General features: G+C 70.3%; 24 protein-coding genes. 16 read left to right on the top strand and 8 right to left on the bottom strand.

All coding sequences use genetic code 11. The annotated features are described in order from the left end of the window. Nucleotides 1–22: 22 nt before the first annotated feature. Nucleotides 23–964: an NADP-dependent oxidoreductase gene (locus BG418_RS03740; protein WP_188272177.1), complete on the bottom strand. Its 942-nt coding sequence runs from the start codon at nt 962–964 to the stop codon at nt 23–25. A gap of 119 nt (nt 965–1,083) precedes the next feature. Here BG418_RS03740 and BG418_RS03745 point away from each other — a divergent pair, with 119 nt between their 5' ends. The 3 genes from BG418_RS03745 to BG418_RS40400 all read left to right on the top strand — a co-directional run bounded on the left by BG418_RS03745 (nt 1,084) and on the right by BG418_RS40400 (nt 7,135). Then, nucleotides 1,084–1,488: a helix-turn-helix domain-containing protein gene (locus BG418_RS03745; RefSeq protein WP_188272178.1), complete on the top strand. Its 405-nt coding sequence runs from the start codon at nt 1,084–1,086 to the stop codon at nt 1,486–1,488. Nucleotides 1,489–1,688: 200 nt separating this feature from the next. Then, on the top strand, nt 1,689–2,186 hold the full coding sequence (locus BG418_RS03750; protein WP_188272179.1) for a hypothetical protein: 498 nt from the start codon (nt 1,689–1,691) through the stop codon (nt 2,184–2,186). After that, complete coding sequence (locus BG418_RS40400) at nt 2,183–7,135, top strand: tetratricopeptide repeat protein (protein ID WP_188272180.1); 4,953 nt, start codon at nt 2,183–2,185, stop codon at nt 7,133–7,135. The genes BG418_RS03750 and BG418_RS40400 overlap by 4 nt, the downstream gene beginning before the upstream one ends. Before the next feature lie 253 nt (nt 7,136–7,388). On the opposite strand, the gene BG418_RS03760 is transcribed toward BG418_RS40400, so the two are convergent. Beyond that, the gene (locus tag BG418_RS03760) at nt 7,389–8,078 is read right to left on the bottom strand and encodes an antibiotic biosynthesis monooxygenase (RefSeq protein ID WP_188272181.1); all 690 of its coding nucleotides are present in this window, start codon (nt 8,076–8,078) and stop codon (nt 7,389–7,391) included. 454 nt (nt 8,079–8,532) lie between these two features. Here BG418_RS03760 and BG418_RS03765 point away from each other — a divergent pair, with 454 nt between their 5' ends. Then, on the top strand, nt 8,533–9,561 hold the full coding sequence (locus BG418_RS03765; RefSeq protein WP_188272182.1) for an NlpC/P60 family protein: 1,029 nt from the start codon (nt 8,533–8,535) through the stop codon (nt 9,559–9,561). Nucleotides 9,562–9,590: 29 nt separating this feature from the next. Here the strand turns inward: BG418_RS03765 and BG418_RS03770 are convergent, their stop codons facing one another. Further along, a complete protein-coding gene (locus tag BG418_RS03770; RefSeq protein ID WP_188272183.1) occupies nt 9,591–10,517 on the bottom strand; it encodes a LysR family transcriptional regulator in 927 nt (308 codons plus the stop codon). 71 nt (nt 10,518–10,588) lie between these two features. On the opposite strand from BG418_RS03770, the gene BG418_RS03775 reads away from it, so the two are divergent. From BG418_RS03775 to BG418_RS03790, 4 genes are all read left to right on the top strand, one after another. Then, a complete protein-coding gene (locus BG418_RS03775) occupies nt 10,589–11,341 on the top strand; it encodes an SDR family oxidoreductase (protein ID WP_188272184.1) in 753 nt (250 codons plus the stop codon). A gap of 231 nt (nt 11,342–11,572) precedes the next feature. Then, entirely contained in the window at nt 11,573–12,136 is a 564-nt protein-coding gene (locus BG418_RS03780) for a GNAT family N-acetyltransferase (protein ID WP_317453500.1), read from the top strand. Between the two features lie 163 nt (nt 12,137–12,299). Beyond that, complete coding sequence (locus tag BG418_RS03785; protein ID WP_188272186.1) at nt 12,300–12,728, top strand: hypothetical protein; 429 nt, start codon at nt 12,300–12,302, stop codon at nt 12,726–12,728. Nucleotides 12,729–13,138: 410 nt separating this feature from the next. Further along, the gene (locus BG418_RS03790; RefSeq protein WP_188272187.1) at nt 13,139–13,483 is read left to right on the top strand and encodes a DUF6193 family natural product biosynthesis protein; all 345 of its coding nucleotides are present in this window, start codon (nt 13,139–13,141) and stop codon (nt 13,481–13,483) included. 50 nt (nt 13,484–13,533) lie between these two features. Here BG418_RS03790 and BG418_RS03795 read toward each other — a convergent pair whose 3' ends face one another. Further along, nucleotides 13,534–14,757: a Fic family protein gene (locus tag BG418_RS03795; RefSeq protein ID WP_317453484.1), complete on the bottom strand. Its 1,224-nt coding sequence runs from the start codon at nt 14,755–14,757 to the stop codon at nt 13,534–13,536. Between the two features lie 229 nt (nt 14,758–14,986). Then, nucleotides 14,987–16,429 (bottom strand): M48 family metallopeptidase, encoded by a 1,443-nt coding sequence (locus tag BG418_RS03800; protein ID WP_188272189.1) that lies wholly within the window; start codon nt 16,427–16,429, stop codon nt 14,987–14,989. Between the two features lie 263 nt (nt 16,430–16,692). Between BG418_RS03800 and BG418_RS03805 the strand changes: the two genes are divergently transcribed. The 3 genes from BG418_RS03805 (at nt 16,693) to BG418_RS03815 (ending at nt 18,494) form a co-directional block, all read left to right on the top strand. Continuing rightward, on the top strand, nt 16,693–17,097 hold the full coding sequence (locus tag BG418_RS03805; protein WP_188272190.1) for a hypothetical protein: 405 nt from the start codon (nt 16,693–16,695) through the stop codon (nt 17,095–17,097). Nucleotides 17,098–17,121: 24 nt separating this feature from the next. Continuing rightward, the gene (locus BG418_RS03810; protein ID WP_188272191.1) at nt 17,122–17,952 is read left to right on the top strand and encodes a hypothetical protein; all 831 of its coding nucleotides are present in this window, start codon (nt 17,122–17,124) and stop codon (nt 17,950–17,952) included. 170 nt (nt 17,953–18,122) lie between these two features. Then, nucleotides 18,123–18,494: a peptidoglycan-binding protein gene (locus tag BG418_RS03815; RefSeq protein WP_223184241.1), complete on the top strand. Its 372-nt coding sequence runs from the start codon at nt 18,123–18,125 to the stop codon at nt 18,492–18,494. A 104-nt stretch (nt 18,495–18,598) separates the two neighbouring features. Here BG418_RS03815 and BG418_RS03820 read toward each other — a convergent pair whose 3' ends face one another. Then, nucleotides 18,599–19,255 carry a DUF6629 family protein gene (locus BG418_RS03820; RefSeq protein WP_188272193.1) on the bottom strand — a complete coding sequence of 219 codons (657 nt, stop codon included), beginning with the start codon at nt 19,253–19,255 and terminating at the stop codon, nt 18,599–18,601. 319 nt (nt 19,256–19,574) lie between these two features. Between BG418_RS03820 and BG418_RS03825 the strand changes: the two genes are divergently transcribed. Beyond that, nucleotides 19,575–20,201, top strand: a complete 627-nt coding sequence (locus BG418_RS03825; RefSeq protein WP_223184242.1) for a hypothetical protein — start codon at nt 19,575–19,577, stop codon at nt 20,199–20,201. 64 nt (nt 20,202–20,265) lie between these two features. Here the strand turns inward: BG418_RS03825 and BG418_RS03830 are convergent, their stop codons facing one another. Next, nucleotides 20,266–20,940, bottom strand: coding sequence for a DUF4232 domain-containing protein (locus BG418_RS03830; protein ID WP_188272194.1), 675 nt, complete (start codon nt 20,938–20,940; stop codon nt 20,266–20,268). 300 nt (nt 20,941–21,240) lie between these two features. Here BG418_RS03830 and BG418_RS03835 point away from each other — a divergent pair, with 300 nt between their 5' ends. The 4 genes from BG418_RS03835 (at nt 21,241) to BG418_RS03850 (ending at nt 25,325) form a co-directional block, all read left to right on the top strand. Then, the gene (locus tag BG418_RS03835; protein ID WP_188272195.1) at nt 21,241–21,888 is read left to right on the top strand and encodes a hypothetical protein; all 648 of its coding nucleotides are present in this window, start codon (nt 21,241–21,243) and stop codon (nt 21,886–21,888) included. Between the two features lie 213 nt (nt 21,889–22,101). Further along, nucleotides 22,102–23,094, top strand: a complete 993-nt coding sequence (locus tag BG418_RS03840; protein ID WP_223184243.1) for a phospholipase — start codon at nt 22,102–22,104, stop codon at nt 23,092–23,094. Between the two features lie 90 nt (nt 23,095–23,184). Beyond that, nucleotides 23,185–24,672 carry a hypothetical protein gene (locus tag BG418_RS03845; protein WP_188272196.1) on the top strand — a complete coding sequence of 496 codons (1,488 nt, stop codon included), beginning with the start codon at nt 23,185–23,187 and terminating at the stop codon, nt 24,670–24,672. Then, nucleotides 24,669–25,325: a hypothetical protein gene (locus tag BG418_RS03850; RefSeq protein WP_188272197.1), complete on the top strand. Its 657-nt coding sequence runs from the start codon at nt 24,669–24,671 to the stop codon at nt 25,323–25,325. The genes BG418_RS03845 and BG418_RS03850 overlap by 4 nt, the downstream gene beginning before the upstream one ends. A 29-nt stretch (nt 25,326–25,354) precedes the next feature. On the opposite strand, the gene BG418_RS03855 is transcribed toward BG418_RS03850, so the two are convergent. Continuing rightward, a complete protein-coding gene (locus BG418_RS03855; RefSeq protein WP_188272198.1) occupies nt 25,355–25,867 on the bottom strand; it encodes an NUDIX domain-containing protein in 513 nt (170 codons plus the stop codon). Nucleotides 25,868–25,885 lie beyond the last annotated feature (18 nt).

Consider the following 25,885-nt stretch of genomic DNA (forward strand, 5'->3'; position numbering starts at 1 on the left):
GTCGCGCTGACCACGTACTCGCTCACGGCGCCAGCACCAGGCGCCCCCGCAACCCGCCCTCCGCCAGCCGTCGATGGGCCTTCTCCGCATCGGCCAGTGGCAGGGTGTCCGCCACCCGCAGAGTGAGCTCTCCGCGCGCGGCCAGTTGCGCCAACCGTCCCAGCGCCGCCCCGTCCGCCGCGATCCAGACCGTCTGCACCCGGATCCCGCGCAGTCCCACCGGCACGTCCCCCGCCACCGAGACGAAGGCGCCCCGGTTGCGCACCGCGCCCAGCGCCCGGATCCCGAGCAGCGCAGCATCGAGCGCGCCATCCACCCCACCCGGGACCAACTCCCGTACCGCCGCAGCCAGATCCGATACCTGACGGTCGATCACGAACTCCGCGCCCATCGCCCGCAGCCCGTCGTGGTCCGCCGCGCCCGCCACCGCCACGACCCGCAAGCCACGCTGACGGGCCGCCAGCTCCACCGCGAAGCCGCCCACCCCGCCCGCCGCACCCGTGACCAGCAGGCTTGCTCCGGCGGGCAGGTCCAGGAGGTCGAGCGCCTGGTCGGCCGTCAGTCCGTTCAACGGCAGAGTGGCCGCGGCGACCGGCGACAGCCCGGCGGGCAGCGGGGCCACCGCCGAGGCGTCAAGGACCAGCTGTTCCGCATACGTGCCGAGCGGCGCGTCCAGCCGGTCGCGCAGCCCGATGACCTGGTCTCCCACGGCGAAACCCTCGGCACCCGGGCCGAGTTCGGCGACCGTACCGGCAACATCCCAGCCGATGCCGACGGCCCCCGTCGGCGTGGGCATCAGTCCGAACTCGGCCAGCGCCCCCGACCGGGTCACCAGGTCCACCGGGTTCACCCCTGCCGCCGCCACCTCGATCCGCAGCTGCCCGGGCCCCGGGACCGGCACCGGCAGCTCGGCCAGCCACAACGCCTCGGGCCCGCCGAACTCCCGCACCACCACTGCTCGCATCACCGAACTCCCCTCCTGGACACTCCTGTTGACCTGCTGCCACTAACCTAAAGAGAGTTACGCTCTGCCAGGAAGAACGCACTTCAGAGTGCGTAGCGCACCCGGAGGAGAGCCCCGACATGGCCACCAGAACCGCCGCTGAGCAACGCGCCGACGCCAAGCTGGTCTACGACGCCTACGTGGCCGAGTGCCCGACCCGCCACCTGCTCGACCGGATCAGCGACAAGTGGGTCAGCCTGCTGATCAACGCCCTCGCCGAACAGCCGCAGCGTTACGCCGACCTGTCCCGCCGGGTCGCCGGAATCAGCCAGAAGATGCTCACCCAGACACTGCGCAACCTGGAGCGCGACGGCCTGGTCTCACGCACCGTCACCCCGGCGGTGCCGGTCCGGGTGGAGTACGCGCTCACCCCGCTCGGCCTGGGCCTGCTCCCGGTGATGCGGGCGATCATGCACTGGGCGGAGACCAACATGGACGAGGTACTGGCCGCCCGCGCCGACTACGACGCGGCCAACGGCGCCTGATGACCTACCGCAGGGTGACGGTCGCGTTCCGGTGAGCCGTGCCCGAACGCACTCCGGGCCGGGCCTCGGCTCCGCTGGTCGGCCACAGGAGCAGTCGCACGGTGAGAGGCATGCCAACCCCTGTCGCCCCACGTATTGTTGATGCTCCGTCACTTGTATGCTGCTGCCCCTGGTGCTGTGCACAGCGAACGGGGGCGATGATGACCAATCTGCCGACCACGGTCGACGAACTCGGAAGTCTTGCCGAGGAGGGTGCCGTCGTCCTCGCCGGCGCCCTGGCCACGGGCGCGTTCGCCGTGGCGCGCGCGAGGATCGCCGGCATGTTCCGACGGCTGGGTCCGGAGCAAGAGGCGGGCGCCGGGCGGCAGTTGGACGCCGACCAGGACCTGGTCCGCGATGCGGCGCCCGAGGAGCAGGACGACGTCCGTCAGGACATCGCGCCCGTCTGGCGGCGCAGACTGGCGAACCTGCTCAGGGACTGCCCCGAGGTCGTGCCGGAGCTGCGCGAGTTGCTGGCAGCGGTCCGCGAGGCGCTGCCGGAGGAGCGCCAGGGCTGGGTGCAGACGATCGTGGCCCGCGACAACGCCACCGTCTACGGCGCACAGGGTGGGAACGTGATCCACTATCAGGGCGCCTATGTACGCGAGGTGCCGCCCGCCGACAGGGATGCCACGGGCGACGGGCAGGCCGAGGTATGAGCGACGCCCTCACCGGCCCCGGCGCCCAGCCCAACCGGCAGCAGGTCCAACAGGTCCGCACCGAGGGCGGGTTCGCCTACGGTGCCGTCGGCGCCGACATCCATGTGTTCGGCGACGGTACGCCGGTCTATCTGCTGCTGCGCCATCACCGCCGGGCCGGCCTCGACCCGGCCTGGCTCAGGTCGCAGCCCAGCCGGATGCTGGACGCGCGTGCCGAGGTCGTCGACTTCACCGGCCGCGACGCCGAGTTGGGGGAGTTACGGGCGTGGCGCGACGCCGAGCCGCGGTTCGCGGTGCGGTGGCTGCACGGCGAGGGCGGCCAGGGCAAGACCCGGCTGGCCGCGCGGCTGGCCGAGGAGTCCGCGCGTGAGGGCTGGGTGGTCGCGGACGCCGTCCACGGGACGGACACCCACCCGCCGGCCGAAGGCAGCCAGGATCTGCGCCTCGACGGCAGCGCGGGGGTGCTGGTGCTGGTCGACTACGCCGACCGCTGGTCGCTGTCCGACCTGAGCTGGCTGTTCCACAACATGCTGCTCCGGCAGCCGGTTCCCGCGCGCGTGCTGCTCATCGGCCGGTCGGCGGGCCTGTGGCCCGCGCTGCGCGGCAAGCTGGACCGGCTCCGGGAGAACATCGACACCTCCGACCAGCTGCTGCGGCCTCTCGCCGACGACGGAGGTCAGCGCGGCACGATGTTCGACGCGGCCCGAGACTGTTTCGTCCGCCACTACCCCGAGCTCGGCGACCCGGCGTCGATCCGGCCGCCCAGCGCCCTGCACCACGCCGACTTCGGGCTGACGCTGTCCCTGCACATGGCCGCCCTCGTCGCGGTGGACGCGGCGGCCCGCGGCCGTACTCCACCCGTGGACATGGTCGGCCTCACCACCTACCTGCTGGACCGCGAGCGCGAGAACTGGGGCCAGCTCCACGAGAACACCGGCCGGGGCCTGGACTACGGCACGCCCGACGAGGTGATGGCGCGGACGGTGTTCACCGCGATCCTCTCCGGGCCGGTCGCCCGCCCCAGAGCCGGGACGGTCCTGGAGCACGTCCTGCCCGGAGTGTCCGTCGACCGGACCCTGGCCGACCACGCCGTCTGCTACCCGCCCTCGGACCCCGGCATCGCGCTGGAACCGCTGCTGCCCGACCGGCTGGCCGAGGACTTCCTCGCCCTGCTCCTGCCCGGCCACCCGGTCACCGGCTTCCCACCGGACGCCTGGGCTACCGCGGTCCCCGAGCGGCTGCTCACCGCCGAGCCCACCGCCTTCTGCACGCCCCGCGCCGTCACCTTCCTCGCTGCCGCGGCCGACCGGTGGCCACATGTGGGGGCCACCGTGCTCTACCCGGTGCTCCGGGACCGTCCCGACCTCGCGCTCCGCGCGGGCAGCGCGGCCCTGACCGGCCTGGCCGCCATCGGCGCCGACAGCGGCCCGATCGACCCCGAGCTGCTCACGGTGCTGGAGCACGTGGAGCCGCTGCTGCCCGAGGACGAGCACATCGACCTGGACGTCGGCGTCCTGGCCGTGACCGAGCGGTTGACCTCGCACCGCCTGGACGGCAGCACGGACCCGACCGAACAGGCCGGGCTGTACGGGACGCTGGGCAGGCGCCGGACCAACGCCGGCGCGTGGGGACCGGCCCTGGCGGCCGCGGAGGAGGCGGCCCGGATCAACCGGCGGCTGGCCGAGAACGACCCTCGGCACCGGGACCGGCTGGCGAACTCGCTGACCGTACTCGGCAACGCCCTTGCCCGGCACGGTCGTTGGAGCGAGGCGCTGTCCCAGTCCCAGGGCGCCACCGCCCTCCTGCGCGAGCTGGCCGAGCACGACCCGAGCCATCGCCCTTCCCTGGCCGTGTCGTTGACGGACCTCGGAGGACGGTTCTCCGAGTGCGGTCGGGCCCGCGAAGCCCTCGACGTCACCGAGGAGGCGGCGGCTCTGCGCCGGGAACTCGCGGCCGAGGACCCCGGCGGACAGTCGGCCCCGCTCGCCCGAGCACTCAGCAGCCTGGGCGCCCTGCGCCTCCAACAGGGCCATCGGGACGAGGCCGTGGCGGCGGTGGAGGAGGCCGTCGCCGTGCTGCGCGAGCCGGCTCGGGTCCGGCCGGGCGAACACCTCGGGGATCTGGCGCGGGCACTGAGCAATCTGGGACGGGTACGCCTCGAAGCCGGACGCCGGGAACAGGCCATCGAGGCGGCGCAGGAGGCGGTCGGCCTGTTCCGGCGCCTGGCCGAGGCCAATCCGGCCGTGCACCGGCCGCATCTGGTGACCGCCCTGATCCATCTGAGTGCGACGCTCCCCGCGCATGCGATATCCGGACCGGCCCTGACCGCGGCCGAAGAGGCCGTGGCCCTGGCCAGGGAGCTCGCCGAGACCGATCCCGCGATCCACCGGCGCGGCCTGGGCCGCGCCCTGGAGGCCCACGGCGACAGGCTGGCCGAAGCCGACCGGCGGGACGAGGCCGTCACGGTGCTGCGCGAAGCCGCTGACGTCTATCAGAAACTGAGTTCCGGCAGCAGTACGCCCCCCTGGGAACTCACCGGCCTGCTCAGGCGGTTGGCCGCTCTCTATGGCGAGTCCGGGGCACCTGAGAACAAGGCGCACATGCTCCTCAACCTGAGCGCCCAGCCCTTCGGCACGCCCGAGGAGCGCGTCGAGGCGGCCCGGCAGGCCGTCGAGCTGTACGCCGGGACGGGCGAACGCGCGGTCGAGGCCGCCGCCCTGCTCAACCTGGGGACCGCGCTGGCCACGTCCGGGCAGTACGACGAGGCCGTGGCCGTCGGCCGACGCGCCCTCGGGATCTCCCGCGAGCTGCGCTTCCGCGAGTTCGAGGCCGTGTCACTCACCAATCTGGCGGACTACCTGCGGCGCGCCGGGCGGTACGAGGAGGCGATCGAGGCAGCCGACGCCGCCCGCGCCCTCGATGAAGTGCTCGGCCAGGACAGAGGCCGCCCCTTCTACACCCGCGGTGAGGCTCTTCTCGGGTTGGGCCGGAACGAGGAGGCCGTCGTCGCCCTGGAGCGGGCCGCCGCCCTCTACGAGCGCACCGGCAAGGGGGAGTACGAGGACAGCGGACATCCCCTGGAAGAGGTCGATGCCCGGCACAGCCTCGGGACCGCGCTGTCGCGTACCGGACGATTCGCCGAGGCGACCACCGCGCTACGCCGTGCGGCGGCGCTCTATGAAGCCGCCGGAGAGCACCGCCGGGCCAGACAGGCGTCGCTCACCCTCTGCGCCAACCTGGTCGGTTCGGGCCGACTGGACCAGGCCCTGCCCCTCGCCGAGCAGCTGCTCGCCCGCTGCCGCGCGGCGGGCGACGCGGAGCAGGAGGCCGTGGCGCTGTCCCAGTACGGCGCCGCGCTCCTGGAGGCGGGCCGGGTCGATGAGGCGCTCCCGCTGTGCCGTGCGGCGGCAGCGGCACTGAGCGGCCCGGCGAGGCCGGACGACCCCCGCCACCAGGCGGCGGCCTGGCACAACCTGGGCCGGGCCCTGGAGCGGTCGGGGCGGCCGTCGGAAGCCGCAGCGCCGTGGCGCGAGGCCGCGCGGATGTGGGCCGAGGCCGGGGACCGCGACCACGAGCAGGCCGCTACCTATGGGCTCGGCATCGCCTGCTTCGCTCTTCACCACAATACGGAGGCCATCGCCGCCTTCGAACGGGCTGTGCAGCTGAGCCGGCAGACGGCCGACCGTTCGAGTGAGGCCGGAGCTCTGCTCGGCCTCACCGGCGCGCTGGTGGACTCGGAACAGTTCGCCGAGGCGGTCACGGTCGGACGTCATGCCGCAGAGCTGCTGCGGGAGTTGGGCAACCACGGCAACGAGGCGCTGGCGCTGGGGCAGGTGCACGAAGCGCTCACCCGGCTCGGCCGACCGGACGAGGCCACCGCCGTACTGGACCAGGCCGCGGCCGCCCACCGCGCCGACGGCGACGCGGGCAGCGAGGCCGATGCGCTGGTCCGGCTGAGCAGCGCCCGGATCCGGGCGGGCGATCTCGACGCGGCAATCAGTGGTGCCCGGCGTGCCGTCGACCTCTGCGCAGCGGACGGCGACCGGTTGGGAGAAGGGTCGGCACTCTACGTCCTCGGCACCGCGCTGCTGGACGCCCGGCGCTTCGAGGAGGCCGCGGCGGCCAACGGCCGCTGCGCCGACCTGATGCGGGAGCTCGGCGAGGCATCGCGCGAGGGGTCGGCCCTGCTCAACCAGTGCCAGGCTTTCCAGGCGACACAGCGGTACGACGCCATGGCCGCCGCCGCAGGCAGGGCGGCAGCCGTCCATCACTCGATCGGTGACCGGTCCGGCGAGGTCAAGGCGCTGATCAGGCTCTGCATGGCATCGCGGGAGACCGGACGTGCCGAGGAGCACCTCGCCGCCGCCGGCCGGGCCGCGACGACGCCGCTGGAACTCGACGACCCGCTCCGGGCGATGGCCTGGTTCGAACTCGGCGCGGCGCTCAACCAGAGCGGGCAGTACGAACAGGCCGCCGCGGCTTTCACCGAAGCCGCCACGTCGTACCAGGCCGCAGGCGATCTCCACCCCGCCGCGACGAACTGGCTGAACGCGGGGGAGATGCTGCTCTGGGTCGAGCAGTGGCTCCAGGCGGTCGAACCCTGCCGACAGGCCGCCGCCCTCTTCGCGGCTCCCCTCGCCGACCGCGCCAACGAGTTCAACGCCCAGTTCGCGCTCGGCAAGGCGCTGCTGGGAGCCGGTTGCTACGCAGAGTCGACCCCGGTGTGGCGGCGGGCGGTCGATCTCGCCCGGACGCTGGGCGCACGCGAGAACGAGGGCTCATCCCTGTTCATGCTCGGCGCGGTCCTGGTCGATCTCGGAGAGTTGCGGGAGGGCATCGCCGTCAGCCGGGAGGCCGCAGCGGTCCTCCAGGCATGCGGTCAGCACTCGCAGGCCGAAGGCGCGCTGCGCAACATGGACGTGGGACTGCGCAAGCTGCGCGGCGCCTGATCCGCTCCCGAGTGAAGGGCGGATGGGCCGCCGTACGGATTGTCCCAGTGGAGTTCGACGACGGCGCCATTGTGGACGGTGCCGGAGTGGCAGCGCGGGTGGCGAAGCGGCCGGGCCGCTTCCAGTGCAGTGCCTGGGTGCGTGCACAGGCGAACGCCCGGTTCCTGTGGAGGAACCGGGCGTTGTGCGGTGCTCGTCGCTCTCGTGCTTCACTGCCTCTTCGGGGCTTACGCGAGCGGAACCCGCCCTCGCGTCACTGGCCGGCGGCGCGGGTGTGGACGACCTGGTAGGTGTTGGAGTCGACCGAGGTCATGAGCGAGGCGGTGCGGCGCTCGGTGGCCTGACGGGCGGCGGGCTTCTCGTCCTGCGGGACGGCCAGGTAGGCGTCCCACGCCTCCTTGCTCTCCCACTGCGAGTAGGAGATCACGAAGGAGCCTTCGAGGCCGCGGGCGGCGATGCCCTTGAGGACGGTGTGGGAGACGAAGCCGGGTACGTCGTCGAGGAACTTCATCGACGGGCCCATCGAGTCGACCAGGGCGTCCTGGTTCTTCTCCTCGACGCCGAAGACCGCGATGACGGTGTGGTCGGCGCGGGCCGGAGAGATCTCGACGCCGTCACCCGACTTGGTCTGGGTGTAGGCGATCTCGTTCTGGAGCAGCCGGATCGAGGTGGTGAGTTCGCCGAACAGGGGGAGCGTGCGGTGCTCGAACTCCTCCTCCTCGTAACGGTCTTCGAGGTCGGCCTGGCTGCGCCACTGGATGAAGTTGGCCGTGCCCGGCTTGTCCACACCAGCGTGCACGGTGGACGACATCCAGCCCGGGTAGGCCGCCGCGTCGACGATCTCGCGCATCGCACCGAGCAGACCCTCCTGCTTCTCGGGAGCGTCCGTGGTGAAGATGTTGAGGACGGTGAGGTTCTTGTCCTCGGCGGAAATCTTGGGCATGTGTTCATCGCTTCCTGTGCGGTACGGATGTGAAAGGCGCTCAGGATCCGCCCAGTTGGCCCTTGTCCGGACCACCGATGGACTGCGTCGGCTCCTGCGCCCCGCCTCTCGGCGCTGGTGACCACACTGGCCCGGGCGGCGCGGCGGGCGGGAGAGCCCGGCTGATCCAGGGACTGCCACTCCCTAGATGCACGGACCGGGCATCAGCAGTCCCGGGGGACGGGGTGAAGACCATGGGCCCGTGGCTCGGCCCTCACCCGTACTGCGTGTGCGATGTGTGAAAAATGTGGCTCGTGAGGCAGATTTTTTTCACGAAAATTTGAATCGGTCACAACTTGGTCACTAAGGTCATGTCTCGAACCTTCGCTCGATCGGTCACCCACTCGGGGTGTCGGCGAAGGGGCCGCCATGTCCGCGTAGTTCGGCGGCTCTGAGGAAGAAGGAGCTGCCCTCCGTGGGGTCCCACCGTCGTCCCAAGCATCCGAGCCGCGCCCGTGTCACCGTTTTCACCGCCACGGCCGCCGCAGCCGTCGCGCTCAGCTCCCAGGCCGCCAACGCCGCGCCTGCCAAGCCGAGCAAGGACGAGGTGAAGTCGAAGGTCGACGAGCTCTACCACCAGGCGGAGAAGGCCACCGAGGAGTACAACGGCGCCAACGAGAAGCAGACCGCCCTCCAGAAGGAGGTGACGTCCCTTCAGGACCAGGTGGCGCGCGGCCAGGCCGAGCTCAACGCCCTTCGCAACGGCATCGGTTCGCTCGCCAGCGCCCAGTACCGCACCGGTGGCCTGGACCCGTCCGTCGCGCTGTTCCTCTCCACCGACCCGGACAGCTTCCTCGACAAGGCGTCCGCGGTCGACCGGTTGGGCGCCAGGCAGACCGAGGCCCTGGAGACCATCCAGGCCAAGCAGCGGGCCCTGGCGCAGAAGCGCGCCGAGGCCACCCGTAAACTCGCCGCCCTCGGGGACGTCCGCAAGACGGCCGGCGAGAAGAAGCGGGCCTTTCAGGGCAAGCTCGCCGAGGCGCAACAGCTCCTGAACACCCTCACCACCGCCGAGCGTGCCACGCTTCAGCAGGACGAGAGCCGCGCCAGCCGCGACGCCGGCGAGCGCGTGAACCTGGGTCACGAGAAGCCGGGTTCCGGGCGGGGCTACGCCGCCCTGCAGGCTGCCGCAACGCAGATCGGCAAGCCGTACCAGTCCGGCCACGAGGGTCCCGACTCCTACGACTGCTCGGGTCTGACCCAGTGGGCCTTCGCCCAGGTGAACGTCCAGATATCGCGCGTCACGTACACGCAGATCAACGATGGCAGCCCCGTCAGCTTCGACCAGCTCGCCCCCGGCGACCTCGTCTTCTTCAACAACCTTCTGCACGTCGGCATCTACGCGGGCAACGGTATGGTGCTGCACGCCCCGAAGCCCGGTGCCTTTGTGCGTTACGAGAAGATGAGCTACCTCGGCAGCTTCTACGGCGCCCGACGCATCTGAGTCCAAAGTGCCGCTGAACCCGACCCGGTTCAGCGGCACTCCGCGCAGACGTCCCCCGGACCGCCCTGCCGCCGTACCGTCTCCACCGCCGCCTCGGCGAAGGCGCGGATGCGGCTCGTGTCCGCCGCGGTCCGCCACACCAGGCCGTACTCCAGCGGGGGAGCGTCGTCGAAGGGGACGTACGCGATGTTCGGCCGGGCGTAGTACCTGACCTCGTGCGCGGCGGCCGGGTGCACCCCGCGCCCCGCGCCGACCAGGGCCAGGAGCTCCTGGCGGGTCGCCGCCCGCTCACCGCGCTCGACGGGACGGCCCGCCGGGGTCGTGGGCGGCAGGAGGTGGTCGAGCCAGTAGTCCGGTACGGGCCCCGAGAGGCTGAGCACCTTGTCCCCGGCGAGGTCGTCGACGCGGACGGAGGGCCTCTTCGCGAAGGGGTGCCGGGTGGAGACGGCCAGTACGCGGGTGTCGGAGATCAGTACGGGGCCGGTGGCCAGATCGGGTTCGGCGACGGGGAACTGGGCGAGCAGCAGGTCGAGTTGGCCCGAGCGCAGCAAGCCGAACGGGTCGCAGAGCGGGGTCTCGTGCAGGAGCACCTCACCGGCCGTCGGATACCGCTCGCGATACGCGGAGGCGGCGAACAGCACGAGCTCACCCGCGAGCGGACTACTGAACCCGACGCGCAACGGCTCGGCCAGACCGCGTCCCGCGGCGACCGCCCTCTCGAGGCCGTCCCTGATCAGCTCGTAGCCGGGACGTATGTCGTCCGCGAGGCGGCGCCCGATCGACGTCAACTCCACGCGTCTGCTGGTCCGTTCGAAGAGCGCCGCGCCTATGCGCCGCTCCAGTTGCTTGATGGTCTGGCTGACCCGGGCCTGCGACACGTGCAGGCGCCGGGCGGTGCGGCCGAAGTGCAGCTCCTCGGTGAGGGCCAGGAAGATCTCGACGTCTCGGCGTTCCATAACCGTCAGGTTATCGATCGTTGCGCGACCGGCTGTTGTTCGGGGTCCGCCGGACGATCAAGGTTGAGGACATGAACAGCGACATGAACACCGACACGAACGCCACCGCCAAGCCTCTCGCCGTCATCACCGGAGCCAGCTCGGGCATCGGCGCCGCCACCGCCCGTACTCTCTCCGCACTCGGCCACCCCCTCCTGCTGCTGGCCCGCAGGGCGGACCGGATCGAGGCGCTCGGCCTCCCCGACACACTCGCCAGGTCCGTCGACGTCACCGACGCCGAGGCGGTGACCGGGGCCGTCCGGGAGGCCGAGGCGCTGTACGGCCCCGCCGACCTGATCGTCAACAACGCGGGCGTGATGCTCCTCGGCGAGGTGGCCAGGCAGTCGGCCGGCGAGTGGGAGCGGATGTTCGACGTCAATGTGCGAGGTCTGCTCCACGGTGTACGTGCGGTCCTGCCCGGCATGATCGAGCGCGGCCATGGCACGGTGATCAACGTCAGCTCGGTCGCCGGTCGCAGGACCTACGCCAACCACACGGTCTACAGCGGCAGCAAGTTCGCCGTGCACGGCATGTCCGAGAGCCTGCGGGAGGAGGTCGCGGGCCACGGGGTCCGCGTCGTCACCATCGCCCCGGGAGCCGTCGAGACGGAGTTGCTCTCGCACACCACCGACGAGGCGGTGAAGGCCGACTACCAGGCCTTCAAGGACTCCATCGAGGTGCTCGCCCCCGAAGACGTGGCTGCGGCGATCAGCTTCGCGTACCAGCAGCCACAGCGCGTCACCCTGCGCGAGCTGGTCTTCGCGGCCACGGCCCAAGTGGCGTGAGAGTCGAGCGAGCTACTGTGCGGCTGTCGCTCTACGGCGGCGACCGGGTGGTGCCAGTGCCCGAGCTGTTCCCTGTGGCACGTCCGTCGGCTAGACAGTGTCGCGGGTCCGGTCAGCGGCGGACAGGATGGGGGAACCGGCCCCGGCTGGGGAATTCGTGATCGTCGACGCGCGGCGAGAGCAGTGTTGGGTGTGGCCTGTGAGGGAGGTCCGGTGATTACGTGGCGGCGGGTGGCCGAGGGAGATCTTGGCCTGTTGCAAGAGTGGCTCGCGCAGCCGCACGTGGCCCGTTGGTGGCACCACGAAACATCGGCGGAGGCGGTCGCACGGGACTTCGGGCCGACGCTGCGTGGCGAGGAGCCGTCCGAGGATCTGCTCGTGATGCTGGACGGCACGCCGGTGGCGCTGGTCCAGCGATGCCGTTTCGCGGACTACCCCGACTATTACACCGAGATGGCCGCCCAGACCGACCTCCCCGCCACGGCGGTCACGCTCGACTATCTGATCGGCGATCCCGCACGGGTGGGGCAGGGGCTGGGTCCGCGCATCATCACGGCGGTCGTGACGGCGACATGGACCGATTACCCGGACGCCGTCGCTGTCGTGATCGCGATCCACGCGACCAACCGCGCCTCATGGCGCGCCCTGGAGAAGGCCGGGTTCCGTAGGACCGGCACAGCCGACCTGGCCCCGGACAACCCGGTCGACGACCGTATCCACTACGTCTACCGCATCGACCGACCGGTCGGCGAAATCTCCGACACCCCCACCCCGGTGGCACCTCGCACGCGCTGAACCGGGCACGAGCACATGCGACACCGGCATACGTATGGCCACTTACCCCCTGGACGGTCTGCGCACCACCTGTGATGATCCATATCCTCTGTCCCTGCTGGACGCTCCCATGCGTCCGGCGGAGCAGGACCACAGACCACGTACCGCACCCCTGGGGGAAACCATGAAGCCGTCCCGTACACGCACCCGCATCGGCGCCACCGCACTCGCCGCCGTCGCCCTCACCGCGGGCGCGGTGGCCATCGCGTCTCCGGCCTCCGCCAAGGCGAACGCCATCGCCATCAACAAGGCCGCGTTCGCCGCCAAGCCCAAGCCGGTCATCAAGGTCAAGGTCACCTACTCCTGCGACACGGGCACGTCCCTGCGCATCGAGGGCGTGGCGACCGGAGCCGCCAGCAAGAAGACCGTCGCCACCGGCACCGTCGCCAGCAAAAACGTGGTCTGCGACTACCGCAACCACGTCACCGAGGTGAAGCTGACCCCGAAGCCGGGAACGGCCCTCCACAAGGGCGCCAAGGTCAGGCTCACGGTGAAGACCCGCGACGCCGCCGGCCACGTCTACGCCAACGCCTCGAAGTCTGCAACGCTCTGACGGGTTGACGAGGCGGAGCTACATATCGTGTCCGCCTGAATCATGGGAATCGTGGGGGCGGTCATGGCAACGGGCGACCAAGAGGGCGAGCGGCGGGCTGCGATCCGACCTGATGCGGTGTCGTCTGCGGATCTGGTCCGGCGTGTGGAGCTCATTGCACGGGCTCAAGGTGTCGACTTGGGGCAGCTGCGGCCGGTATCCGGTGGGGACGTGGGCGTTGAGGTGGACACACCTCGCGGCAAGGTGGTCGTGTCCCTGTGCGCGGAGGACGCGTTCCGTGTACAGATCTGTCTCCACCCTGTTTTCGCCTGGTCGGAGGGGTGGACGAACGATCTCGTTGCGGCGGTGGGGCGGCAGGTCTGTGGCGCAGGGGCGGCCGTCTCCGGGAGTTGCACGATCGATTCCCGTTCATGAGTTGGGGCGAACTGGCGCAGGCGTTCGAGGACGGTGACCCTGCTCCCGCGAAGTGGCGACAGCTCCTCTCCGGCGATCGGCGTCCACATGACCGCCTGCTCCTCGAAGCAGCCCATGCTCACCTGGACCTGCGGGTGTTCTATCCGGACCTCAGCATGGGGAGCCTGATCCTGTGCCGGAAGCCGTTCGACGTGGAATCCGGCCTTGTGAAGATCACGCCTTTTTCCGAAGACCACTGCCGAGTGACCATGCGGCCGACCGGATTCCGGCGTGACGTGACGTCGTTGAACGAGGCGCTTGACGTCGCGGCGGCCTGCTTCCGATCCCTGCCGGATGCGTAACCCGGGCGGGCCGCAAGCGTCTCTGCGACAGGATCGCGCATCGCCGCCGCTCAGCTCGGTGCAGGGACGGGCGAGGCGGCGGTCCGCAGGGTCTCCCTGAGGTGGATGTCGATGTACCGGGCGAGAATCACCGGGTCGTCGGGGTCGTCGGCCTCGAAGGTGATGCGGCGGAGCAGGCCGACGCCGTTGAGCGTGACGCCTTCGCGAGCGAGGACGAAGACGAGGGCGAGGAACGCGGAGCGGGCGTTGCCGTCGTCGAACGGGTGGAAGAAACACACGTCCAGGTAGGCGCGTGCGGCGCGGGCGGTGAGGTGGAGCGGTGCGCCGTGGTCCTTGGCGCTCTCGGACAGGCAGGCATCGAGGCGGGCGTGGGTGTCGGGGCCAATGCCGTAGCGTTCCCGGCCCCCCTTGGCGAAAGCGGGCGAACTGCGGAACGGCGGCGGCTGCGGTGTGCCGAGGACGTGCTGCTGCCAGCTGCGGAGCAGTTCGAAGTCGAGCGGGACACCGCGCGCCGCGTCGGCCCGCAGCAACTCCAGCGCAGTGAACAGGCCCTGGGCGCGTACGGGATCCACCGCGCCGTCGAAGGCACGGATGAATTCGGCCGCGCCGTCGCGCGACGGGGTCACCGGTGTGCCCGTGCTGCTGTCCGGGGCCTCCGGCCAGGGCACGTTCAAGCGCATCGCGAGCCAGCTCCGCAGGTGGTCCGGGGTCGACTCGACGGAGCGTATGCCGTCATCCGGCCGCAGAGACAGCGCCAGCTGCTCCGCGATGTCGTCGACCAGCACCGCGTCGGGCCCGGTCCAGCTGCGGAACCGCCCGCCGATCGCCTCGTCGACCAGATCCTGTGCGACGTCGGGTGCGACCGCCCAGTGGTCGAGGAACCAGGTGAGCACCTGGTGGCAGTGCCCGTACCAGCCGCTGCCACCGCCGGTACGGTCGGCGACCTGCAGGATCAGGTTCCTGGCGGCACGCTCCCACAGGATCCGCTGGTCCTCGACGTCGGTCAGTTCCAGCGGGTACGCCTCGAACCACCCGGCAAGGCTCTCCAGCCACCCGCGCCACTCGCACAGCGCCGCCACGACACGGTCGAGCGTCTCCTTCGGCGTGGTGATCGAGTGCCGTGGGCAGCACCAGTTCCCGACCGGGCCGCCGTCGAAATCCCCCTCGTCGTGCGACCAGCGCCAGCCGACCACCCAGCGGCCGTAGTGCTGGACAAGGGCGTGTGACATGGCGTCGGCCCAGAGCGCGGCCTCACGGTGGCTCCAGGCACTCATCGCTGAGTCCCCGAAGGGGACGTGGGGGCGGTGGGGCACACGCAGGGCCGGCCCGAGCGAGTACACCACCTGCGCTGCCGACGCGCTGTCGAACGGATGGCGCGCGGGGTCCACCTCGTCCCAGCTCAGAGAGTGCGGAGCCAATTCAACGATCACCGCGCAAGCCTGCCATGCCCACCCGGCGCCCATTCAAGTGGATTTCCCCAGATCAGCAGCGTGAGGCAGTGGTTCAGACGTCGTTGGCGGGGCTTCCCTGGTGGAGCACTGCCTCCCGTACTTGTCGGGCCAGTTCTGCCGCAGCGCCCTGTCCCTGGCCCGCGTCGGGTGACAGGACAGTGCCGATGCTGCCCTTGTCGCCCCAGGTGCAGGCGATGAACTGCCCGCCAACCAGCGCCCGGTAGGCCGCGCACCGCATGGTGCCGCCGAGGCGGCCGGGGTCGGCTTTCCAGGTGTTGACCGTGGTCAGCCCGGTCGCGTCGAGGCTGCCTTGGATCGACTCAAGATCCTTGGACGTCATCTCGTGGAAGTCACCGACCGCCCCGAACAGGGCGGCCCCGAGCACCGGTTGCCTCTTCGGCCCACTGTTCCCGTAGACGAAAGTGAAGGTGGTGGCACCGCTCCCCGCCATGGTCTCGCGCAGGTTGTTCTCCAGCAGCCGCTGGATCGGTGTGTCCTCCAGCCGCTCATAGCCCCGCAGGCGGTCCGGTGCCGCGACGGTGTAGCGCGGATACGCGACGTACTGCCGATAGCTCCAGATACCTGAGCCCGCCGAAGCCGTCAGGACTGCCGCGAGCACCAGCCCGGCCGCCGTCACCTCGCGACGCGAGTACGCCGGGACCGGCGGCAGGACGGGAAAGCCGGGTACGTCGATGGACTCCGTAGCAACGGCGAGTGGCTGCGGATCAGTTCGGCGGCGGGCTCGGCGCAGCAGGATGTCGCGTAGACCGGTCGGAACGGCGGCGACGAACGCCAGTGCCCGTAGCCAGCCGTCCCAGTGGAATGCCGGGACCGCCAGGAGCAGCCCGATGCACCAAACGGCATGGATCAGGAGTGTGCGCAGAGGGAAGCGCACCATCCACCGAATTGGCGCCCGGCCGGGGCGGGCGAGCGCGTCCAGAGTCTCGGCGAGCGTCGCCAGGCGGTCGTCGTCGGGCCGGGTCTGCGCGTGCGCGCGGGCCTGCGCGGCCGCGGCGGCAGGATCGCCCACGGCGGCGAGCACCAGACGTACGTCGTGCGCCTGTGTACGACCTGGCGACGGCAGCCGGACACTGCTCCTCCCCTTACCCGCGGCGACCTGCTCGATCCGCAGCGCTTGCCGGGAACCTGGGGCCAACTCCCGCAGCTGTGCGGCGAGTTCGGGCCCGCGCCGATGCCTGGCCGGGCGCTCGATGTAGTCACTGCGCAGACACAGCTCCGCGTAGGCCGCGAGCAGGTCCAGGTCGTCCGGGAAGGCCTTCAAGCCCTCACGGTAGGCGGCTTCGGCACGATCGTCGTGATCATCGTCGTCCTCGGCCACGTGCGCTTGCCCCAGCACCAGAAACAGAGGAGCGGCGGGCCCGTCTGCCTCCAGCGCCTCCTCGGCCGTGCGCCGCGCCTGGGCGAGCCGCCCCGCCCGCAACTGGGTCTGCGCCGCCGCATACGCGGATACGGCTTCTTGGTTCTCGCCCTGCATGTCTTCCCACCCCTGGTGCACATGCCGAACCAACGTTTCAGTTCGGCACGCAACTATCACCCCCGCTCGGGGAGCCGTCAAACGGCATTTACGCACGTCAGCGGCGGCACGACGGACGTGGCCCGCGAGGCGGTCCGCTGAGTGGAACCGGAGTGGCGCGAGGCGGGAGCGGTCGGTCAGGGTGGGCGCACGCTCAACGGCTGCCGGTGAGGGAGTCCGGCAGATCCGTACATCCGACAACTCTGCGAAGTGGGAGACATCGCATGAGGAAGACATGGATCGCGCTGACGCTGGCAGGTCTGACAGCCGGCGCACTCGGCGCCCCGGGGACGACGGCGAGTGCTGCTCCTCAGGAGTGCGTCACCACAACCATCAGTCCGGGGGACGGCACGTACGGCACCATCGGCATCAAGTCGTCCTCCAGCACCTGCCACGGCCTCAGCCTCACCCATGCTTACAACCCCGGGCGCCTCCGCGACAACGAGTACGCCGGCATGTACCAGACCTCGTCGGGCTGGAAGTTCGGATCTGCGGGATATTTCCTTGTCCGTAACGGCAGCTACCCAGTAGGCCAGTACGTCCTCGTGCCCGAGCTGGAAGCCGGTACCCCTTTCAGCGTCGCCTCCGGGGACGACGACGGGGTGCCCACCGTGGAGATCACCCACTGACGCCCGTCCGCGCAGGAGAGGACCGTGTCGCCGCCCCGCAGTCTGTACGCCGTGATCGTGCTCCTGTGCGCGGTCACCCTGGCCGCCTGCTCCAGCGATCGAAGCGCCCCGGCGCCGATGAGCACACACCCGGTCCGCTTCACGTACGGCGTACCGCAGGACATCACCCCGCTCGTGCTGCCCGCGACCGGCGCCGAGACCCGCTGGTCGCAGGGCCTGGACGCGTTTGCCCAGAGTATCGGTGAGGCGACGAGTCGCGCTTGCGCCCGCTCCCACGGCACGGCGCTGCCGGACCACCCGCCGCCCGCCTACATCCGCCGCGCGGAACTGCCGGATCTTGAGTTCATCCGGCAGCACGGCTTCGGTGCTGTCCCCGTCGCCCTGCCCGGCCCGAGCCCTGCGGACGCATCAACCGGTGTCTCACCGGCGGGGCAACGTTGTCTCCGGCAGGGCGCGGAAGCCATGCGCGGCTTCCGGGATCTGTATGCCACGACGCAGTCGGCCTGGATGACGGAGGTGGCGGGCCTGCGCGCCGTCCCGGCCGTACGCGAGGCGTTCCGGGGCCTTGGCCCCTGCCTCGCCGCGAGGGGCATCGAGGCGGCGGACGAGGAAGGCCTCTTCGCCGTCGCCGACCGACGTCTCGCCGCCGACCGGACGGATGCGGACCTGGCCGTCGCGTACACGGCCTGTATGGCCCCCGTCGAAGCGATCCGGTCCCCGCTGCGGGAGCAACTGAGGAGGCGATTCCTCGCGACTCACAGCGCCCAACTACGGGAACTCAACCGCGCCCTCCCCGCCCGGATCGGCCAACTTCAGGCACACCACGGCATATGGCTCTCGTTCCCCGTCCCCTGACTTCCGGCCATGTGACTGCAGGGGAGTGGCCCCTTTCGTACGGGCCCCACCCCCGCCCACCGCGCTCCCTTCGACCGTCTCTCATGCGAGCTCGTGTTGGTGACCTGTTAGTGGGCCACGGCAGACTCCAGGGACTGACGATCAGTTCTCTCCCACCTTCTGGAGTTACCTTGAGCCGCAACATCAAGCGTCGTGGTGCTTTCCTCTTCGCGACCGCCGCCCTTGCCGCCGTCGGCGCCATGGGCACCGCTCAGGCCGTCCCCAACTCCGGGTCCCTGTGGGTCGGTTACGGCAAGGCAAACGCGTACCACAGCGTTCTGTGCGTCCAGGAGATCTCCAACTCGCTTCACTACCAGACCGGCTACCACGTCGTCGACGAGGACGGCTCCTTCGGTCCGGACACCAATGGGGCGATCCACGCCCTCCAGCACTGGGCGGGCCTGCAGGAGGATGGCGTTGTCGGTCCGAAGACCGGCGACACCCTTCTTGAGGCCACCAAGGACCTGGCCGGCTGCTACGCCTACCTGCCCAGCATTCACTGATCCCCCCGCGGGTAAGAGTGGGACAAGCCGTTCCGAGAGCGGACCGGACCGCATCCCACAAGCCAGGGCGGCACCCCCACGGGTGCCGCCCTGGCCGGCTGAATTCACGCTGCTCGAAAGCCTCGACCTGACGGCCGTGGAGGAAGTGGTGGACGACGCCGTTTGACCCAGAGTGTCAGGGCCACCGAACACACCGCGGCGAACGCGCACCACGTCGAGATGTACTCCTGTCGCCACAGCACGGCGGACACCGCGGCTCCGATGGCGACCAGGACACCGAACAGGACGAGGCCCCGGTCGCCGGACAGGAGCAGGGAGCCGATGGTGGCGAAGAGGTAGCCGACGACGATCAGTTGCGGGTGCGGCAGCCCCAGCAAGTACCCGACGGTGTGCCCACGGATCTCGGCCGTCACGGTGCGGGTCGCCAGTGCGTAGGCGAGCGCCGTCGCCGTCGCGACTCCTGCCGCCAGGGGGATGAGCAGACGGCGACGGGCGCGCGGCGGCGCGGCGCACAACACGGCCGCCGGTACCCACAACGCCAGCAGCGGGAGCGCGATGACGGCCCAGGCCACCGTGGCGGGCCCGGTGCCGCCGTCGTGGTGCCAGACCGCGGCCTCGATGATCTGATGGCTCCCGAGGAGCAGCGGCAGCGCGGCCAGCGGCAGGTCACGGGGGTGTCGGGCCGCCAGGGTCACCGAGGCGACTCCCACGGCCGCGATGCCCGTACCCGCAACGAGGTCGGCCGTCGCGCTCCAGCACATGGCAGCAACGCTACGGCCCCCTGGCGCGAGAGCGCACCCGCCGCGCAGACAGCCCCGTATTCCACCTGCCGTAGGCGTGCGCCGCACCGGTGCGGCTGGGATCCCTCACCCGTGCCCAGGTCGCCGCGAAGCTTGAGCAGGAGCACTTTCCCCACGACTTGATCCAGGACGGCGTCGACCTGTACCGGTTGCTGTACCGCACCATCGACCCGTCGGGACGGCCGACGACCGCCAGTGGCCTGCTCGTTCTGCCGCAGACGACGGCGCGGCATCGGTGCTGGTCACCGGGTTCTCCCAGGGGGCGTCGGCTGCTCTCGGCGTGGCCAGAGCACTGCAGGAGGGAGCGGATCCGCACTTCCGACTCGGTGCGCTCGCGCCGATCAGCGGCGGCTACGACTTCCAGCACGCCGAGATCCCCGCACTCCTGACGGGTAACCGCGTCCCACCGAAGCTCGCGGTCACGTACGCCACGTACCTGTTGGTCTCCTGGAACCGACTGCACCATCTGTACGACTCGCCCACCGACGTCTTCCAAACGCCGTACGCGGCCGAGGTGGACAGGTTGTTCAACGGTGACACCCCAGGGCAGCAGATGCTCGCGGCGCTGCCGGACACACTCGACCAGCTGCTCACACACCGCGGGTTCGACCTGCTCCGCCACCCCAACGCGCCCTTCGCCAAGGCCCTCGCCACCGCCGATTCCGTGTGTGCTGGCTGGCTCCCCGCCGCCCCGACGCGCCTCTACTACGCCACCGGCGACGAACAGGCGGTGACCGCCAACACCGACCATTGCCAGGCACAGTTCCGGGCCGGCGGGCTCGACCTCACCCCCATCGACCTCGGCCCCCACGACTACCAAGGTTCACGCCATCTCGGCACGGAGGTCACCGGCACCACCGCGGTCATCCAGTGGTTCACGACCCTCAACCGCCAACCGCGTAACTGACCGATCCACAACGAGGTCACCGTCTCGTGGACGGCGTTCTGAAACGATCAGCAATACGCGCGGGTCAGCCGCCCTGACCGGCGTTTCCGATCGCGCCGACCTTCACCGCGGAGCCGCCGCCTTCCGTAACGGGCAGCGAGCCGCCGCCCGGCCAGCGGAGGGAGACCGTCTTCGTCTCGTTCGGCGGGGTCACCAGCAGCCCTGTGATGCGGACGCCCGAGCCGCCCGAGTTGTTGATCGGGTAGTAGATACCGAAGTCCGTGGACTGCCCGCTCTTGAGGACGATCGAGTTGGTCTTCTCGCCGTTGCGCTTCGCGGACAGCGGCCCCGCGGTGGTCTTCAAGTCGACGCCCGCGTACCCGGATATCGCACAGCTGTGGCCGCCGGTGTTCTTCAGGTGCACCGTGACCGTACCGTCGGTGTCGCCGGTGATCGTGGTGTCCGACGCCGTGATCTTCAGTTCGTCGGTGCGGCACTTGCCGACCTTGCCGCCCGTGCCGGAGCCGGTCCCGGCGGCCGAGCCCTGCCCGCCGGAGCTCTTCCCGCCGGAGGCCTGCCCGCCGCCCTGATTGCCGCCCGTGGTCGACGAGCCGGGAGGGGTGGCCGTCTTGTCGGCCGGAGTGGCGGACGAAGAGCCCTGCGCGGAGCCCGAGTCCGAGTCCTGACACGCCGTCATCAGCAGGGCGCCGCCGACGAGGGCTGCGGAGACGAGTAAGGCGTTGCGGCGGTTGCCGGACATGAAGGACCCCTTGGTATGCGGTGGTTGAAGCTGAAGCGGTTACGGCTTCTCGGTACTTGCTTGATCACTATGAGGGGGCTGTGAACGGAACGGCTACCGGCGTCGTCGTTCCACGACACCGTTGTCACAGACCGGTGACATGGTCACGACGTACAAGGAAGAAGGGTTGGACATCTCCAGCAGAACCTCCCCGGCGGCCATGCAGTCGCTGAGTACCCGTGAGCACCCGTGAGTACCTGAGTACGGAACTGAGTACGACCGCTCAGGTCCGCGCCCGGTCGGGAACCGGAAGCTGGGGCCATGACAACACCGCTCTCGGTCAGCCCGCCGCCCCTTCCGCCGATGCCTCCGCTTCAGTCCGGGCGGCCGCGCACCCGGAGCGCCTGGATCGTCGGCGCCGTCGGCGCGCTGGTCCTGGTGCTTCTCGCCGGGGCGGCAGTGTGGTGGTCGACCCGGGACGAGGACAGCTCCCCGCTGGCCGGGCGGCCGCGCGTGACGGACAGCGCGGCCGGCCTCTCGTACGCTGTACCCGAGGGCTGGAAGCGCAACGACGGCAAGGGCCTGATCCAGGCCTTCACTTCCTCGATCACCACGAAGGGGCCCGACGGCCAGGGCGGAGCTGCCGTGCTCGCCGGGCGGGGCAGGCCGGTAGACGAGTCCGCCCTGCAGCGGAACACAGAGGCAGCGGCGCGGTCCAACGCGGAGTTCTTCTACCCGGACGGCAAGTCGACGCTGGAGGAGTCCCGGGCCACGACGGTGAGCGGCCGCCCCGCGTACACGGTGGCGCTGAGCGTGCACGACGAGAGCGGCAGGTCAGGCCGGATACGTCTCACCATCGTCGCGCAGAGCGGTGACCAGTCGGCCTTCCTCCTCGGCGTCACCGAGTCGCCCGAACCGACCGACAGCCGTGAGGTCGACGCGGTCCTGGCCAGCGCTGCGGTGCGGTAGCGGCCTGGCCGGTACGTTCCGGTGGGGTCTGGAAAAGGCTCAGTTTCCGTGTGCGTGCAGGCACGCGCAATGCCCATTTGTGCGCGTCAACTCGGCCTAAACCATGGCCATTTGATGACGCAGGCAGGCCGAGAACATGCCAGGAAAATTTCCCCGGGCACGCTAATTTTGCGAGAGATGGACGGCCTGTTGTCTTCATTTTAAGGAGTACGTATGTTGACCAGTTACCTGAAACATGGCACCAGACTGCGGATGTTATGGGCGCTGGTGGCGGCACTGTGCGGGATCGTCGGTGCCACCGCGCTCAGTACGGCCCCGGCGGCGGCAGCCGATCAGCGTCACGCGATCTACGCCATCGCGCACCGGGTCGACACCCTGGACGGTGTGGACGCCGCGCTCAACCACGGCGCCAACGGCATCGAGATCGACGTGTGCGCCTGGTACAACCCGAACGAATGGCGCGCCTATCACGACTGTTCCTCGGCCGGTGAGAACCGGTACGGCCCCAGTTTCGACAGCATGATCGACCGTATTGTCTCCAACGCCAAGGCCGGACGCCGGCTGGCGTTGGTCTGGTTGGACATCAAGGACCCGAACTACTGCGGAGAAGCGCCCAACCGCGCATGCAGCGTCGCCGGACTGCGGGACAAGGCGCAGCGGCTGACGGGTGCCGGAATTCAGGTGCTCTACGGTTTCTACGAGTACCACGGCGGCAGCACCCCGGACGTCGGGGGCAGGGGCTGGCAGAGCCTGGAGAACCGCCTCGGCCCCCTGGAGGGCATCACGACGACCGGCACCCGTGACCAGGCCGAAGGCGCCTTCAACCGGTCCGGTTCCGGATTCCCGACCGGTCACCGGGCGATGGACTACGGGGACTCCGACATCACCAAGGGGTTCGGCAACTGCACGGAACCCACCTACAACACATGCGCGGAACTGAAGAAGGGCGCCCAGGACCGCGCCGCCGGAAAGCTCGCGGCAACACTGTCCTGGACGACCACGTACAACGACCCGTGGTACGTCGACAAACTGCTCGGCGATGCGCGCGTGGACGGCATCATCGCGGGCTACGGCGCCTTCACCGGAGTGCGCGAGTACGACAACAGCTGGCAGTGCGCCAACGCCATCAATCTCGTACGTGACTGGGTGAACCACCACAGTTCCACCCACCGCATGGCCACCAGCGCCGACCGTCTGTTCAGGTAGCGGACGGCCCCGGGCACCGCCGGCCCGCCCTCCTCGGAGAGCGGGCCGGCGGAAGCCGGAGGAGAATTGGGGAACAGCTCACGGAGGGTTATGTTCCCCCTAGCCCGATTGGTCGGCCGCTCGCTGACCGCGGTGCTCCTGAGCACGGCGGTCGCGTGGGGTACGCCTGTTGCCACTGCCGGTGCTGTCGGCCCGGTTGCCGCTGTTGCCTCCACCTCGCCGGTCAAGGCCGTGGCCAGCACGTACATCACGCTCGATCCGACCCAAGGGGCGGCCGGCAGCCGGGTGGGCGTCCACGGCTATGGATTCGACAATTGTCATACGTATCCGTCGTATCCGTCGTATCCGTCGCCGAGTGTCGTCGGGCCGAGCTCCAGCGCCAGTCCCAGTCCCAGCGCCGAGCCGACCCCCGGCCCGATCGACGTGACCTGGGGCAACGGCGGCAACCCCAGCGTCGTCACGGCCGATGCCCAGGGCGCGTTCGAGACCGACGTCACCGCTCCGTCCGATGCGACTCCGGGCACGTATGACGAGACCGCCCGCTGTACGGTCGACTCGAAACTGAAGGCGACCGCACAGTTCACGGTGACGGCCAAGTCCGGACCGGCGACCCTGGCATTGGACCCGGGCGAGGGACCCGTGCAGACGTCGGTGACCGTCACCGGCTCCGGGTTCGAAAACTGTCCGGCGAACGGCGCCAGCGGCGGGGGCCAGCCCGGTACGGTCACGCTGACCTGGGACGGAAGCCCGCTCGCGGTCGATCCGCCCACAGAACTGACCGTGGCGGACGGCTCGTTCACAGCCAAAGCGAGCGTTCCGTCCGACGCGGACCCGACGGCGGATCACACGGTCAGGGCGGTCTGCGCCGGGTACCCGGAGCTCGCTGCCGAGGCGCATTTCAAAGTGACCAGCCCCAGCCCCCAGCCGTCCCCGCCCACGCCCCCGCCCACGCCCCTAGGCCCGTCCCCGACCTCGAACCCTCACCTGACGCTCGATCCCACGTCACTGTCGACCAGCGGCGGGTCTGTCGAGGCGTCCGGTTCAGGGTTCAACTGTCCGCAAGTGGAACTGTCGGGGGACGGGCAGGCGGTGGAGACGGTCGATACCGCGGCCGACGGGACCTTTGACGCTCAGCTCTCCGTACAAGCGGATTCCGCCGAAGGCCGGCACACGGTGAGAGCCCAGTGTGCGACCCAGACGGACGTGGCCGACGAGGCCGTGTTCACCGTGACGGGCGACGGTCCGGTACCGTCGCCGCCCACGCCGAACCCGACCACCATCGTCCCCAACCCGACCCCGAACCCCAGCCCCGGCCTCGACAACGCGGTCCCCGTCGGCATGGTCGTCGGGTCGAGCCTGTTCGGCGTGGCTCTGTTGGCCGCCGTCGGGTCCGCGTTCTTCATCCGGCACCACCGCAGTAGGGGCTGGGCTCAGGGCCACATCCGCTGCCGCCTGCGCCCGACCACCGCCCCCACCACTGAGGTGGCCGAGCCGCCGGACTCCGGTCCGCCGACCCACTCCGTACGGCTGGAACCCCATGCGGACCCGGGCGACCAGACCGTGGAGGAGGACCCATGACCACGGCTCCCGTTGTCGAGCCCCTCACCGTCCGGGCTCTGCTGCTCGGCCCCGAGGAGGAGGCCGCTGAAGTACTCGCCGAGGCCCTGCACGACCATCGCGCGGCGGCAGGCGTGCTCCCGGGCGGGCACGGCCTGACCTCACCGGCCTCACGGGCCGTCGAGGGGGAACTGGCCACTGTCCTGAACGGCTTCCTCGACCTCGATCTCGTCTCCCTGCTCGCTATGGGGTGGAACAGGTACCAGGCCCTCAGAGAGGCCGCTCGCCGGACGCGCCGGTACCCCGCCAGCGAGGAGGTCGTCGCGCTGGCCACCCACCGCATCACCTCCAGGCACCACCCCTCGGTGGACCTCCTCGTGGACGGCGCACCTGCCGCCACCGTGGGTGTGGACCTCATCGTGGTCTTCAAGATCTCGGGGCTGATCGCGGTCGTCCGTGACGGGCTGCTGGTCGCCGTACGCAGCGGGCAGTGCGCCGTCGAAGTGAAACTCGCCGTACGCGACATCGAGGTCGCGTCGCGGAAGGGGCAGCTGGACCTTCCCGCCACGCTGCGCCTGCGCGAACCGATCGACCTGCTACCGCCCCAGGCGACTCCACCGCCCCCGACCCCTCCGCCACCGCCGGTCCCACCGGGTGGCTGGGCGCCGAGGTAGACCCCAGTTGCAGAGCTTGAGGGTCGGGCCTACGCGTTGGCGATCTCGCCGAGCAGGAACATGGGCTGTCTCATGCCGTAGGCGAACGCGCGCGCGGCTGCGCGAATCCGGGCAGCCTGATGGGGGAGGGCGAGTTCGTCCAGTTGCCCGGGCGGGACCCACTCAACGGCGGACAGTTTGCCGTGCGCGCTCTCGGGGAGCGTCACCGCGGCTGCTTCGTCGTTGTCGAGTGTCCCGCCGTCGAGGACGAAGCTGATGCCGTCGGCGCTCGTTTCGCCCTCGCTCGCGGGCACTTGGTCGACCATGAGCAAGTACGAGAGCTTGCGCTTGAGGCCGGTCTCGGCCAGCAGCTCGCGGGCCGCAGCGACGGTGATGGGCTCGCCCTCGTGCGCTCGGCCGCCCGGAAGCTGCCACCCCTGCTTCTGGTCGGCGTGCCTGCACCTGGGCTTCACCATCAGGATGTCGCCGTAGCTGTTGCGGACAAGTACGACCGCACCGATACCACGACCGGGTGGGTTGGCGGGGGCATTCTCGCCGGACATGATGACTCCTCTCCGTAG

It is taken from the genome of Streptomyces sp. CBMA152 (genome assembly GCF_014596475.1).
In the GTDB taxonomy this organism is placed as follows: Bacteria; Actinomycetota; Actinomycetes; order Streptomycetales; family Streptomycetaceae; genus Streptomyces.

Excerpts from the sequence above, each read along its gene's own strand:
- BG418_RS03850 (WP_188272197.1), top strand. The coding sequence starts at position 24,669 with ATGACCACGGCTCCCGTTGTCGAGCCCCTCACCGTCCGGGCTCTGCTG.
- BG418_RS03805 (WP_188272190.1), top strand. The coding sequence starts at position 16,693 with ATGAGGAAGACATGGATCGCGCTGACGCTGGCAGGTCTGACAGCCGGC.
- BG418_RS03785 (WP_188272186.1), top strand. The coding sequence starts at position 12,300 with ATGAAGCCGTCCCGTACACGCACCCGCATCGGCGCCACCGCACTCGCC.
- BG418_RS03830 (WP_188272194.1), bottom strand. The coding sequence starts at position 20,940 with ATGTCCGGCAACCGCCGCAACGCCTTACTCGTCTCCGCAGCCCTCGTC.
- BG418_RS03740 (WP_188272177.1), bottom strand. The coding sequence starts at position 964 with ATGCGAGCAGTGGTGGTGCGGGAGTTCGGCGGGCCCGAGGCGTTGTGG.
- BG418_RS03770 (WP_188272183.1), bottom strand. The coding sequence starts at position 10,517 with ATGGAACGCCGAGACGTCGAGATCTTCCTGGCCCTCACCGAGGAGCTG.
- BG418_RS03775 (WP_188272184.1), top strand. The coding sequence starts at position 10,589 with ATGAACAGCGACATGAACACCGACACGAACGCCACCGCCAAGCCTCTC.
- BG418_RS03845 (WP_188272196.1), top strand. The coding sequence starts at position 23,185 with ATGTTCCCCCTAGCCCGATTGGTCGGCCGCTCGCTGACCGCGGTGCTC.
- BG418_RS03760 (WP_188272181.1), bottom strand. The coding sequence starts at position 8,078 with ATGCCCAAGATTTCCGCCGAGGACAAGAACCTCACCGTCCTCAACATC.
- BG418_RS03835 (WP_188272195.1), top strand. The coding sequence starts at position 21,241 with ATGACAACACCGCTCTCGGTCAGCCCGCCGCCCCTTCCGCCGATGCCT.
- BG418_RS03820 (WP_188272193.1), bottom strand. The coding sequence starts at position 19,255 with ATGTGCTGGAGCGCGACGGCCGACCTCGTTGCGGGTACGGGCATCGCG.
- BG418_RS03750 (WP_188272179.1), top strand. The coding sequence starts at position 1,689 with ATGACCAATCTGCCGACCACGGTCGACGAACTCGGAAGTCTTGCCGAG.
- BG418_RS03790 (WP_188272187.1), top strand. The coding sequence starts at position 13,139 with ATGAGTTGGGGCGAACTGGCGCAGGCGTTCGAGGACGGTGACCCTGCT.
- BG418_RS03855 (WP_188272198.1), bottom strand. The coding sequence starts at position 25,867 with ATGTCCGGCGAGAATGCCCCCGCCAACCCACCCGGTCGTGGTATCGGT.
- BG418_RS40400 (WP_188272180.1), top strand. The coding sequence starts at position 2,183 with ATGAGCGACGCCCTCACCGGCCCCGGCGCCCAGCCCAACCGGCAGCAG.
- BG418_RS03800 (WP_188272189.1), bottom strand. The coding sequence starts at position 16,429 with ATGCAGGGCGAGAACCAAGAAGCCGTATCCGCGTATGCGGCGGCGCAG.
- BG418_RS03840 (WP_223184243.1), top strand. The coding sequence starts at position 22,102 with ATGTTGACCAGTTACCTGAAACATGGCACCAGACTGCGGATGTTATGG.
- BG418_RS03745 (WP_188272178.1), top strand. The coding sequence starts at position 1,084 with ATGGCCACCAGAACCGCCGCTGAGCAACGCGCCGACGCCAAGCTGGTC.
- BG418_RS03795 (WP_317453484.1), bottom strand. The coding sequence starts at position 14,757 with ATGAGTGCCTGGAGCCACCGTGAGGCCGCGCTCTGGGCCGACGCCATG.